At 47.6% G+C, this 13,072-nt stretch carries 10 protein-coding genes; 2 read left to right on the top strand and 8 right to left on the bottom strand.

The genetic code is table 11. The features are described from left to right. The first annotated feature begins 46 nt into the window (after positions 1-46). Positions 47-1,657, top strand: coding sequence for an FAD-binding dehydrogenase (locus OIR97_RS15560; RefSeq protein ID WP_169543147.1), 1,611 nt, complete (start codon positions 47-49; stop codon positions 1,655-1,657). A 1-nt stretch (position 1,658) separates the two neighbouring features. Continuing rightward, complete coding sequence (locus tag OIR97_RS15555; RefSeq protein ID WP_169543146.1) at positions 1,659-3,398, top strand: thiamine pyrophosphate-binding protein; 1,740 nt, start codon at positions 1,659-1,661, stop codon at positions 3,396-3,398. 34 nt (positions 3,399-3,432) lie between these two features. On the opposite strand, the gene OIR97_RS15550 is transcribed toward OIR97_RS15555, so the two are convergent. The 8 genes from OIR97_RS15550 to OIR97_RS15510 form a co-directional block, all read right to left on the bottom strand. Beyond that, a complete protein-coding gene (locus OIR97_RS15550; RefSeq protein WP_219821556.1) occupies positions 3,433-4,071 on the bottom strand; it encodes a YbhB/YbcL family Raf kinase inhibitor-like protein in 639 nt (212 codons plus the stop codon). A 60-nt stretch (positions 4,072-4,131) separates the two neighbouring features. Beyond that, positions 4,132-5,685: an acyl-CoA carboxylase subunit beta gene (locus OIR97_RS15545; protein WP_267177732.1), complete on the bottom strand. Its 1,554-nt coding sequence runs from the start codon at positions 5,683-5,685 to the stop codon at positions 4,132-4,134. Positions 5,686-5,786: 101 nt separating this feature from the next. Continuing rightward, the gene (gene flaF, locus OIR97_RS15540; protein ID WP_169543145.1) at positions 5,787-6,188 is read right to left on the bottom strand and encodes a flagellar biosynthesis regulator FlaF; all 402 of its coding nucleotides are present in this window, start codon (positions 6,186-6,188) and stop codon (positions 5,787-5,789) included. 61 nt (positions 6,189-6,249) lie between these two features. Continuing rightward, positions 6,250-7,443 (bottom strand): flagellin, encoded by a 1,194-nt coding sequence (locus tag OIR97_RS15535; RefSeq protein ID WP_169543144.1) that lies wholly within the window; start codon positions 7,441-7,443, stop codon positions 6,250-6,252. 278 nt (positions 7,444-7,721) lie between these two features. After that, positions 7,722-9,980 (bottom strand): methyltransferase domain-containing protein, encoded by a 2,259-nt coding sequence (locus tag OIR97_RS15530; RefSeq protein ID WP_169543143.1) that lies wholly within the window; start codon positions 9,978-9,980, stop codon positions 7,722-7,724. Between the two features lie 72 nt (positions 9,981-10,052). Further along, positions 10,053-10,838 carry a DUF1217 domain-containing protein gene (locus tag OIR97_RS15525; protein WP_169543142.1) on the bottom strand — a complete coding sequence of 262 codons (786 nt, stop codon included), beginning with the start codon at positions 10,836-10,838 and terminating at the stop codon, positions 10,053-10,055. A gap of 224 nt (positions 10,839-11,062) precedes the next feature. Further along, positions 11,063-12,241 (bottom strand): flagellin, encoded by a 1,179-nt coding sequence (locus OIR97_RS18715; protein WP_169543141.1) that lies wholly within the window; start codon positions 12,239-12,241, stop codon positions 11,063-11,065. A 313-nt stretch (positions 12,242-12,554) separates the two neighbouring features. Continuing rightward, positions 12,555-12,944: a flagellar biosynthesis repressor FlbT gene (locus OIR97_RS15510; protein ID WP_169543140.1), complete on the bottom strand. Its 390-nt coding sequence runs from the start codon at positions 12,942-12,944 to the stop codon at positions 12,555-12,557. Positions 12,945-13,072: the final 128 nt, after the last annotated feature.

Raw genomic sequence — 13,072 nt, 5'->3', positions numbered from 1 at the left:
TTCTGATTTCATTATTCAACAGGGGGAAACAGATTGCAGGGAAATAATGACGGGAAAACATGATGCCATTGTTGTCGGTGCGGGAATTGCAGGTATTGTTGCCGCGCTTGAACTTGCCGAAAATGGCAAAAAAATACTGCTGCTTGATCGGGACAAAAAAGAAAATCTAGGGGGGCTTGCGAAGGAAAGTTTTGGGGGCATGTTTTTCGTTGATAGTCCGCAGCAGCGCAAAGGAAAAATAAAAGACAGCCCAGAGCTTGCCTGGCAAGACTGGTGTCAGTTCGCCGAATTTGACGAAGGGGATCATTGGCCCAGGAAATGGGCGCAATGTTACGTTGAAAACAGTGTTTCAGATATATACGAGCCGGTAACAAATCGAGGTGTAGACTTCTTTCCTGTGGTCAATTGGGTGGAACGCGGTCAATATCAACCCGGCAATTCGGTGCCTCGTTTCCATCTGGTCTGGGGATCCGGACATGAACTGTCCTCGATTTTCGTCGCACATTTGCGCGACCATATCAAATCAAAAAATATCGAGATCATATTTGAAAAATGTGTCACGGCATTCGACAAAACGGGGGGAGCCGTTGCTGGTGTACAGGGCTATTGCGAAGCGACCGGTGATGCCTTTTCCTATTCAGCGCCAATCGTGATCATCGCCTCAGGCGGTATTAACGGAAACGATGAAATGATCCGAGAGCACTGGCCACAACGATGGGGAAAAACAGCCCCTGATCGTGTCTTGAACGGTTCTCATAAATTTGCAGACGGAAAAATCCATCAGGCCGCCAATCAAGTAGGCGGGACCGTTTCTCATCTGGATCGTATGTGGAATTACGCCGCCGGAGTCCATCATCCAAGGCCGAGAAAAGAAAGGCATGGCTTAAGTCTTGTACCAAGCAAGTCTGCCCTTTGGATGGATGCCCGTGGGCGTCGATTTGGTCCTGAACCATTGGTATCGGGATTTGATACTTGGGAACTGGTTCGGCGGGTTTGTGCGCAGGAGCATAAATATTCCTGGGCAATAATGAATAAAAAAATTGCATTGAAAGAGTTGGCGATTTCCGGCGCAGAGTTTAATCCGTCCGTGCGCGATAAACAGAAATTGAAATTTATTCTGACTGTGCTGTTTGGAAATAAGCCGCTTCTGTCAGACATGCTTGAAAATTGCGCGGATTTTATCGTTGCGAGCTCCGTCAGCGAACTCGCTGAAAAAATGAATAATATGGGTAATCCGGTACAAGTGGATGCTGCAGGGATGGCACGTGATATTCACGCGTATGATGCCCAACTGGAACGCCCGGTGTCTCTTCGAAATGATGACCAGTTAAGACGGATACAGCATTTGCGGCAGTATCGCGGGGATAAGCTTAGAACATTAAAACAGCAAAAGATCCTTGATGAAAAAGCCTTGCCGTTAATCGCTATTCGCCAGTTTATTATTAGTCGGAAAAGCCTTGGTGGTATTCAAACGGACCTGCAAAGTCGGGTGCTTGATGGAACGGGTGAGCCGGTAAGTGGATTATACGCCGTCGGAGAGGCGGCCGGATTTGGGGGCGGGGGGGCGCATGGGCTGCGCGCTTTGGAAGGTACATTCCTTGGGGGATGCATCCTGACAGCGCGGCATGCCGTTCGGTCAATCGTAAAAGGGGAATGAAATGAAGAAAACGGGAGCGGAGCTTGCTGTTTTTGCTTTGGAAAAAATTGGAGTTCAACATACATTCGGCATTCCAGGTGTCCATAACACTGAACTTTACGATCAACTGAATAATTCAACGCAGATCACACCCATTATGGTGACACATGAAGGCGGAGGCGCTTTCATGGCAGATGCTGTCAGCCGTGTAAGCAACCATATCGGGACGCTGGTTGTTGTGCCAGCCGCGGGATTAACACATGCTGCAAGCGGTATTGGCGAAGCGTATCTGGACGGCATTCCGATGCTGGTTATATGCGGTGGCATTCGTAATGATCTGGACTATGGATACCAGCTTCACGAGATGGACCAGCACCAGTTTATGAAAGGACTGACGAAAGCGACGTTTCATGTTCAAAGTCATGAAGACGTTATTCCGATGCTATATGAAGCTTATCAAACTGCAACATCATCAGAGCCTGGTCCGGTTTTCGTGGAAATCCCGGTTAATATACAACTGATGTCCGGTACGGTGAGCGCGATGCCGGATTTCCAGAAAAATCCTCCCCATATCAGCGACACGATCCAGGGGGACATTGAGAAAGCGGTCGCGTTAATCCGCAAGGCAAAACGACCAACAGTCTTTGCGGGTTGGGGCGCCATGGGGGCGCGGAAACAGTTGCATACTCTGGTTGATCGATTGGGAGCTCCTGTTTCGACAACATTACAGGGGCTCTCTGTATTCCCGTCAGAGCATCCGTTGCATACGGGAATGGGGTTTGGCCCATCCGGCGTCCCGGCGGCGCAAAATGCGTTCAGGGATACGGATTGCCTGATTGCCATTGGAACCCGTTTCAGTGAAATTCCAACGGGCAGTTTTGGGTGTGAAATTCCTGAAAACCTTATCCATATAGACATAAATCCAGATGTCATAAACGCCAATTATCCGGCGGCAGCCGGGCTTGTTGGTGATAGCGGTCTTGTTTTGGATCGATTGCTTGCCGCCCTTGGGAATGACAGTGGGGAAGTAGTGCGCGAAAATAGTGAAGTCCCGGCTATCATTGCTCAATCGAAACAGGATTATCTTCAAGAATGGCTGGATCATGACAGTAAACAGCGCGTCAATCCGGCACGATTTTTTGCAGATCTGAAGGGGGAATTATCGCCGGATGCCATTCTTGCGGTGGATGACGGTAATCATACTTTTTTGACGGCGGAGCTGTTCCCGGTTGGAGAAAAGCAGAAATTCATCTGCCCCTCTGATTTCAACTGCATGGGATATGCAGTGCCGGCCGCGATCGGGGCGAAAATAGCCCAGCCTGACCGACAGGTCGCGGCGATTGTGGGGGATGGTGCATTTACGATGACCTGTATGGAGTTATTGACGGCTACTCGAAATGGCCTTGGCGTCATAATTTTTGTCTTTAATGATGGGGAGCTTTCCCAGATATCCCAGGCACAGGCGATCCCCTATAACCGCAAGCCCTGTACTATTTTGGGCGGACTGGATTTATCAGGGGTGGCGACGGCGACAGGCTCCCATTTTTTAAAAATGTCTGGGCAAAGTACTCCTGCTGATGCCATGGCTGAGGCTGCCAGCATCGCCGCGACAGGAAAGCCGGTGGTCGTTGATGTTGAAATTGATTATTCCAAAAAGACAGCGTTCACGAAAGGAACCGTAAAGACCAACTTCAAGCGTTTGCCAGCCGGAACGAAGGCCCGGTTTCTTGGACGTTCGCTCTTCCGGCATGTGTTGGGTTAAGCCCTGTTCAGGTTAATCGGGACTGGTTGTCCTGTTAGTAGGAAACGGCCGGGTTCAGGCTATAGGTGCCGACATGCTCACCCTGCGCCAAGATATGGCCTTCCATTGCGGCCAGTAAATCTGGTCCACCAAAGTTTCCTTTAAGCTGCGTTGTTTCAATGTCGAGGGCGTATACGGTGAAATGGTAGTGATGAACGATACTATCGTTCCACGGCGGGCAGGGGCCATCATACCCACCATAGTTGCCGCCCATATCATCGTCGCCGGCAAACCAGTCCGTATAATTATTCAAGCCAGTAATGCCGTATGGTTTTTCGCCTGGCGTTTTTCCTTTAGGGGTAATGCCGTCACAGTCTTCTCCTTCTGAAATACTGGTGCGGTCCGCTGGGATATCCGATACTACCCAGTGATAGAAATCGACCCTTGGAAGATCGGCGGGCACTGTTTTCCCTTCCTGATTGACATCATCTCCTGACGAGGGGACATCCGGATCAGAGCAGATCAGCGCAAAACTTTTTGTTCCTGCCGGCGCCCCTGACCATTGGATCTCAGGGTTTTTGTTATCACTCAGCGCGACATGTCCTTCGGTGGCCGGAACGCCAAATGCAAATCTTCCGGGAATGGCTTGTCCGTTCTCCCAGCTATCAATCGTTACGGTCAGGTTGGCAGGCATGGTGATCTCCTCGAACGTGGTTTCTGTTTTTTTTGAGCCTAGCAAAGGATCATCCGCTTGTTAAGGTCGAAAGCCGAATGTGACGGGACCTTTCAAGGCTTCCAGGCTGGGGGTTACCCAATTCAGCCATTCACACAAAAGAGGGCGTGTCTCCCGCGGATCAATAACATCATGAACGCTGAAACTTTCCCCGCGCGGAAGAGGGGATTGTTTTGCGGCAAGCTCTGCTTCAAGTTCAGCCCGTTTTGCGTCCGGATCTTCTGCTTCGGCGATTTGTCGCCGGAAGGCAACTGCGACACCGCCTTCTACAGGAAGGGCCCCCATTTCCGCACTTGGCCAGGCAAGGACATATCCGTCATCACTAAAATGAGCAGCTGCCGCCACACCAAAGGCTTTTTTTACGACAATTGTGGCCCAGGGTACGACCGACAGAACAGCGGCCGCAACGGCAGAAGTACCATAGCGGATTGTTCCGGCTTTTTCAGAATCAGGCCCGATCATAAAGCCAGGCTCATCCACAAAATTCAAAATGGGTAGATGGAAAAGATCACATAGTTCAATAAATTTACGTGTTTTTTCAGCAGCGCTCGCACTCATCGCACCTGCATAATACCGACAATCGTTTCCAATAACCCCAACAGCCTGTCCGTTGAGACGCGCAAAGGCTGTGATCAGGCTTGGTCCATAGGATTTATGCATTTCAAAGAAACTGCCCGTATCGACAGTGAATTTGATAATTTTTCGCATGTCAAAAGGCTGTCTGCGGTTACGCGGCACAATATCTAATAATTTGTCCTCACACCGGTCGACCGGGTCGTCACATGGCGTTTTCGCTGACAGTTCCCACACATTTGTCGGCAGGTAACTCAAAAACTGACGGATTTGTTGAAAAGCATCATCCTCATCTTTTGCGATGTTTGAACAGACACCGTTTCTGGCGTGAACGGCAACACCTCCCAATTCTTCTTTGCTCAGATTGACATCAAGGGCACGGGAAACCAACGCTGGCCCGGCGATTAACACCTGAGAGATTTCTTTGGTCATCACAGAAAAATGAGATGCTGCGAAGCGCGCGGCGGGAAAGCCCGCTACCGGCCCAACGGCCGCAGACGCAACAGGAGCGATGCTCATGAGCTTGGAAATTGATTGAAATCTTGGCTTTTCATAAACAGGACTTCCAACAGGACCTTGTTGACCTTTGCCGCTTGCGACACTGCCGCCGCCGCCTTCCAGAAGCCTGACCAAGGGGACTTTATAGTTGAGCGCCATCTCTTCAGCATAGACACTTTTTCTAAGGCCTGCGGCATTCGGTGAGCCGCCTTTTAATGTGAAATCCTCGCCCCCGACAGCAACCTGTCTGCCGTTAATTTTACCGAGGCCGGTTACATAATTTGCGGGGGTGAAATCAGTTAAGGTGCCAGCATCGTTTCTGGTGGCGGCGCCTGCAAGGCTGCCATGTTCTTTGAAACTGTTTTGATCGAGGAGGCGGTCGAGGCGTTCTCTAACAGATAATCGACCTTTATCATGCTGTGCTTTTACAGCATCTTCTCCGCCTTGTTTTTTCGCGAGTTCACGAATGCGGGCTAGTTCGTTTACTTCTTTTTCCCAACTCATTTTTCCATCCGGCGCTTGACTGGCTTGTTTTAAGCATAGTACCGGAATAGGTCATGAGCGGCTATGTTGTATTTGAAATTTTGAGGGATACCAGAGAGGCCTTATGCCTTTACCGGATTTACGCTCCCAGGCGCTGTTTCTTCTGATGGTTGATCATTTTTTGGAGCACCGCGCAGGCCTTCCATTATTTCTTTATTGACTGAAATCAGAGGCTCCAATGACGCTTCGCCTTTCATTGCATTGTCGCTGTATCTGTTCACCCAAATAGCGATGGAAAGAAGCTGGGCTTTAAGCTCTTTTGGGAGCCCGTTTTCAGGAGAGATCAGGTCCATTTGCAGGGTGAGCCAAAGTTGACGGTTGTCAGCGACGGCTTTTACGACTGCGACTGGACCTTCTGCCTCAGCTTCTTCCAAAGCACGAGTGAAGATTGCAAATGCCCGATATTCCGTTTGTCTCGGATTCTCGGTAACACGACTTGCGTTTTGATAGGCTGCTACAGACATTCTATAACTCTACTATTTCCTAAGGGAGTTTGGATTTTCACCGAAAATCCTTACGAAACCCTTACTGGAACAAGCTTAAGATTGACTGTGGCCGCTGGTTGGCAATTGACAAGGACTGAATACCCAATTGTTCCTTGGTCTGAAGGGCCTGAAGTTGGGCACTGGCCTCTGCTAGATTCGCGTCCACCAGGATACCAAGACCTTCCTCCAGTTTATCAACAAGCAGCTGGGTGAATTCTGACTGACTATCCAAGCGGTTAGCCGCAGTACCAAGCGTTGTGATGATCTGTCCAACAAGCATTTCTGCATTTTCAAGAACAGCCAGTGGGTCGTTACCAGTGTTATCAATTGCATTGATAATAGCGTTTGGTGGGGCTGGTGTTGTTGTCAGATCGTTACCGCCATTGGCAGCAGAAACTGCAATATTTTGACCATGTGAAATGGAAATTGTGCCGCTTTCACCAATTTTTACAGCGAATCCCTCCTGACGCATGACGCCCGCCATAATACCGGTCATTTCTTGCACTGACTGGGTGCCTGGGGCAACCGTCACGGCATGCACGTATACTGGCGGTGTTGCACTCTCATCCGGTGCAGAAGTCAGGGCGTTACCGTCCGCAGTGATTTCAAAGCGGTGGATCGCAGTGGTTCCGTTTGCATCTGATAAAGTCAGTGTGTAAACGTCATTTTCAGCGATTGCATAGTTATCGTCAATTGAGATAACGGATGCTGTTGCTGAAAGGTCGAAACCTGAAAGACCCAAAGTGGCTGTTGTCGCATCCTGAGAGGTTACTGTTTGTGTAACACCGCCGAGAGCGGACAATACTTCAAGGTCTGTGCCAGAGCCGTCGATCAGATTGACACCGTTAAAGATCGTGGTGGCAACAATTGAATTGATCTGAGCGACAAGAGCGTCGGCTTCTTCCTGAAGAACAGTGATATCCAGGCCTTCATTGAAGGACTGAGTCACTTTTTTGTTCATATCAATGATGGTGTTTGAAATCTGCAACGCACCAGCATTGGCCATATTTACTGTTGCTTGACCAAAAGAAAGCCCTTCCTGAATGGCTTTCAAAGAACCAACATCTCCGCGCATGCCCTGGGCAATCGTGAAGGTTGATGGATCGTCTTTGGCTTCGGCGACCTTAAGGCCGGTTTCGATTTGTCTCTGTGTGCTGTTCAAAGCACTTTGTGTTATCGTCAATGTGCGGAGAGCCGCCATTGCGCTTACATTTGTATTGACTGAAAAAGCCATTTTTCTTCTCCTGTAGCAATTTCAACTCGCAATCATTCGATTACAATTTCACTCACAGGACTAAAAGCAAAAGGTGTGCCAGTTTTAAAAAATGGCAGTTTTGTGGGGGTTTTGAAGTTTTGGATGGGAAGTGTGTGATGAATCAAAACGTGAACATGGTAGATTCTTCTTAGCGGGGAAAGAGTTGCCGGGCTAAACTAGGAAAGGATAGACCAGAGTCACAAAAAAAGCGGGTGACGAAATCACCCGCTTTATTCCTATCTAGGAGTTTCAATCTCTTATCTCTTTTTCCTGACCCAGAATTTATACATTGCAGAGAAAAGATCCGGGTTCTTTTTCTCAAAGGCTTCCCAGTTTTTCAGGTTTGTCAGGTTCGTGTCCTCAGGATAGGCTTTTTTGTAAGCATCCTCCTGGTGCTGGAACGCGATAGTGAAGCCCAGAAATTCCAGGCCAAGTTTTTCGAGAGCTGCTTCGATCATAGGAATAGTAAAACGGTGTTCCTGAACATGAAACAGTAAGTCCCGGCAGGCCGACGTTGAATAAAAGTCACCATGACGACTGACATGCTTAGCCAAATTGTCATCCGGCAGGGTAAGTATTGTCTGGCGGCAGGTGCGAATTCCATGGGCATCACTGGTAAAATTATTGTCTTCAATGAACTGTCGGGCAGCAACGATATCTTGCCGACCGATCTCACTATACAATGCGATGAGCATGTAGCCGTCATCTCGCAACAGATCACATAAAACTTCCCAGCCAGCAATCGGGTCGTGCATATGGTGAAGAACGCCCGCACACTCAATAACGTCAAACTGACGATCGAGCTGCCGCAGTTCCATAATGTCAGCCTGACCATATTGAACGGTCTTGACCCCCATTTCTTTAGATTTGCGTTTTGCATACGCAATACTGGCAAGACTAAGGTCAACTGCTGTCAGTCGGGCCTCTGGAAAGGCGAGCGCAGTAGAAATGGGTTGTTGTCCAGTGCCGCAACCTGCGATCAGGACTTCTGGATTCTCCGGGAAGTTTGGTGTCTGCCCATTTAGTGAAGGAAGAATGGTGATCAGGTTATTCTGCAGGCTGGTGCTGCCTAAAAAGGGGAAATGTTTCCATCTGGGATAAGGATTTTCCTCATATTGCTCGCGCACAGACAATGATATTGCGTCATTGATCGGTGTTAGCTGCGGAATTTTCGGGTAGAGGTCTTGCTCGTATAAAGGCTCGTTAATCGTTTGTTCAATCAATGAGTCAAAGGCAGCGTTCCCTGTTTTCCCCCAGCGTTTGGCCAAGGAGACAAGCGTGTCATTTCGATATGGTTGTTGATAACAGGCGACAATTGAAAATTTCAGAAGGTCGTTTTCAGTAGGTTTTTTGCCAACCAACTTCAAGGTGTCCAGAAGACTCTGGCAGGCTTCCGCTTCCGCCTTGGTTTCCGAGAAAACATATTCAGACGAAAAACTGTAGTTCACAAGCGGTGCAACAACGGCAAGCAGCAGCGAAGAAAGATTTTTGTCGAGCTCAATATCGCTTACAAGGGCGGTTAATGTCTGGCGCCGGAACGTTTCCAGCAACCGTTCAATAAATGGATCGGTCAAACGAATGCGTTTCATCCCTGCCAGCAACACATTGTTCGTCATACATTTGACAACCTTGCCAAAATCCAGATTAGCTGGTTTGGCCGTGTTGACAGACTGCTGAAGCAATGGAAGTAATTCCGCAAAATCCGGTTGTGCTTTGAGGTGTCGCGGTATGGCCGTATGGAGTTTCTTCCATTGGACCCGATCATTGGATAACAACGTCAGAAGGTCGTGATCCAATCCATCATAGGTACTCATGTTCCCCATAAGGTCGAACAGGCCAGCAAACTGATTAAAGGCAACCGTATGGTTTTGGTCAAGCTGGGTTGCTTTGCGATAGTAAGGAATGGCTTCAAAGGGGTTCGTCAGTTTTTTGATGTTCCCGATGGCAACCAGAATGTCCACATTATCAGGGTTAAACGGCAGATTTTCTTCCAGAAGCTTCAAGGCGTTTTCAGTTTCGCCTTTTTCGCGGTACGCCCGCACAAGATTAAGCAGAATGTTTGTGTTATGTGGCCAAATCGAAAATGCTTTCTTTAAATCTTGAAAGGCATCTTCCGGTTTTCCCAGCCTGGAATTTGCAATCGCTCTATTGTTGAGAATGTTTGCATCCTGAGGATTGATTTCGAAGGCTTTGTCATAATGTTGAATAGCTGTTTCATAGTCGCGCTTTGCAGCGTAGACGAGTCCCATCGCCAAGTGGACATCCGAATGCTTTACCGTTTCTGTTCCGGGAAGGGTCAATGTTCGCTTGTAAAGAGCGAGAGAACTTTCCAGATCAGAGGCATTATAGGCGGCAATTCCGGTTTGAAAGAATTGCATGGGGTCTGACCATTTGCTCTCAAGCAGGCTTTTTACGGGCCGCCGGGCCTCGCTAATGCGATGATTTGAATAGAATTTTGCGGCATTGATCGCCAGCTTATGGAACTTTTTTTGTTCCTTAGTAGAAAAATCCTGCATGCTTTCCTGCCCAATATGTCTCGATCAGAGAACCATAAGGACTTATAGTTAACAAAAATCTAAGGAATTTTTTTACACATTCAGATTGAGGGAGATCGGTTGCGGGCCAATACTGCCGCCACCGCCGCCAACGGGCTGAAAGAGTGTCAGCATTGGATTTGAGGCCGCGTCCGTATTGTTGATTTCTGTCATGATCAAATAACGTTCAATCATTTTGTCGATTTTGGCGGGATCCGCGAAATCTTCGATATCAACTTCTTTTGCCAGGCGGGTTTTTTGTTGTTCATAGGTAAGTGATTGAAAGCTTTCGGGTAGCCCGAGGCCCACACGAACAACTGTCATCAGGGATTTGTCTGCCAGAACCTGCGGGATCTCAGTTACATCTCCTGCGATACGTTTGAAATACATGGCTTCACGAACGCCAGGCGCATTTGTTCCTTCAAATTTTTCAAACTCGTTGGTTTTGTACCCTTCCAGAATAGCATCTACATTTTTCTCGTTCTGAAAAAATGCAGGATCGCTATTTAAAGGATAAAGGGCCTTAGACAGCTTTGTCCAACGCGGTTCAACTAGTTTATTAACAAGGCTGTCATCACTTTCAGGATCTTCCGTCAGCATTTTTTTGACGAACGCTGTTTTGTCAATCTCGCTTTCAAGCTGAAAGGCTGAAAGGGTAACACCAAGGAGTGTTCTGTTTTTCATCAACTCTTCAACGGAGGTGATCTTGACAATGTCCTCTTTGAATTTTTCAATATCACGCGCAGTTGTTGGTTGCGCCTCGAACAATCTCATGTGGGCGTCTTTTTGTGTGCCGGCAAGCTTATACCAAAGCAATGAACTATTGGCTGACAACTGCATAATCGATCCTGTACTTTTCCTAAATAAAAAAGCCACTGACTACCTTGCGGTAATTTGTCATTCCCGCAGCAGCCTTTTTGTATTCGTGGAAAAGGCGCACTTCAGGAAGCATGATTTTAACAGTGGGAGTATTAATATTCCGTTAATGTTTTTAATTTGGCGGGAACAAGCCAACAAAAAAGGCGACCCGAAGGCCGCCTTGATTGTCAATATGAAATCCGATTTTATCGGAACAGACCCAGGATAGACTGAGAAGCCTGGTTGGCAATTGACAATGACTGAATGCCGAGCTGTTCTTTAGTCTGTTCAGACTGCAGTTTAGCGGAGACTTCAGCAAGGTTTGCGTCTACCAGAATTCCGAGGCCTTCTTCCAGTTTATCAGACAGGACCTGAGTAAACTCAGCCTGACTATCCAAACGGTTGGAATAAGTACCAAGGGTCGTCATGATTGCGCCGATGCTAGCTTTGGCAGCAGCAATGTCGGTTGAAGCTGAACCAGCTTGGTCGATAGCGACAGTTGTACCAGCGGCAACAGTTGTTGCAACGTTAAGTTCCTGACCACCTTTAGAGATGTCGAATGAACCACTTTCGTTGATTGTTACAGTGAAGCCTTCTTCACGCATTACATCAGCAAGTTTACCAATGATTGCCTGACCGGAGTCACCTGTGTTGGCTGTGAAGTCAACGTCAACGGCATGGACAAATACAGGAACCGCATTACTTTCGTCTGGAGCAGATGTCAGCGCGTTGCCGTCACCAGTCAATTCAAAAATATGTGTTTCAACGTCCGCATTTGCACCATCCTGAATAGTCACTGTGAAAGTGTTTGATTCAGCTGGGTTAAAGGCGTCTGCAACTGTGATACGAGCGTATTCAGCGGTCAAATCAAGACCGTCGATACCCAAACCAGTTGTGGTAGCGTTCTGTTCAGCAACCGTCAAAGTTGTTCCGCCAAGACCGGAAAGAACATTAAGACCGGATGTTGTGCCACCATTGTCGAGAAGGTTAATACCGTTAAACTCTGCGCTTGATACGATACCAGAGATCTGTGCAACCATCTCGTCAGCTTCTGACTGAAGAACGGCTGTATCCAGGCCTTCGTTTTTCGCTTGAGTAACTTTTGATTGAAGTGAAGTCAGCTGATCTGAGATCTGCGTTGCAGCAGCAAGAGCCATACCAACAGTCGCTTTACCAAAGTTCAGTCCTTCCTGAACAGCTTTCAGTGATCCTACATCGCCGCGCATTCCTTGCGAAATCACGAATGTTGATGGATCATCTGTCGCGCTTCCGATTTTCAAACCAGACTGAATCTGAGACTGAATGGAAGTAATGTTGCTCTGAGTGGAGCTAAGTGACCGCAGTGCGGCCATGGCATTAGAATTAGTGTTTACTGAAAAAGCCATTTTATCAAATTCCTCATTCTAGAGATGTTGCTGTGCAACGAAAGCGGCTCGTTTGAGCCCCGGTTCACTTCGAAACCGTGAGACAGACTATGCGGGGAATTTCCTAACAACTCGTTAATCTGTGTGGGTTTGAGGAAGGAAAATTAGATAAAATTGAATGTAAAGAATTTGTTAACCACTAGGGTATTTGGAAAACCGCCAATTTGTAAAAATGCGCGCAGTTAAACAGGGCGAAATTTTTTTCAATTTTTTTTTGGATTGTGAATATTTTAGGGGATGCGAGTCCAGAAAAACCTGAAAATATGAATAAAAATCAGGCCGCGCTTTCCTGCTTCCTTACTTTTTGAAGTAATTTTAATGCGCCATAGAAGTTCCGTTCGCCTACAAGGCCGACAACCTCAAAGATAACCGCTTTAATAGGTGAGTCCTCTGTATTCTGGGAAAGGAACGCGATTTGGGCGGCTTCCTGAAAGGCTCTATAATGGGCCTCATGGTTTTCAGGTTCGATATACATCATCTGTATATGCAGATAAACGCCATCAATGGGGGTTTTAACATTGCCCGGAAGAATAATGTCACGTTCCCGCATAATTGAAGCGTCATTTTCCAACGAGAAGTGCATGGCCTTCGTACTGGTGTTGGTAATGACGGCGCCGTTGACAATAATTTTTTCTCCGGCTGGAATACGAAATTTCAAAGACATTATGTTGGCTTCCCCAAGTTCCAAGCTTTAACAAACAAATGTAACAATAATCTTTCTTCTCAAAAAATGCGACAATTTGTTTTTTGCCTCTTCCCGTACTTGGTTTTTCCGTCACACTCTTCACAAAC

This window comes from Sneathiella aquimaris (assembly GCF_026409565.1).
Taxonomy (GTDB): Bacteria; Pseudomonadota; Alphaproteobacteria; order Sneathiellales; family Sneathiellaceae; genus Sneathiella; species Sneathiella aquimaris.
The sequence above is the reverse complement of the archived record's forward strand: the minus strand, read 5'-3'. Positions and strand labels throughout refer to the sequence as shown.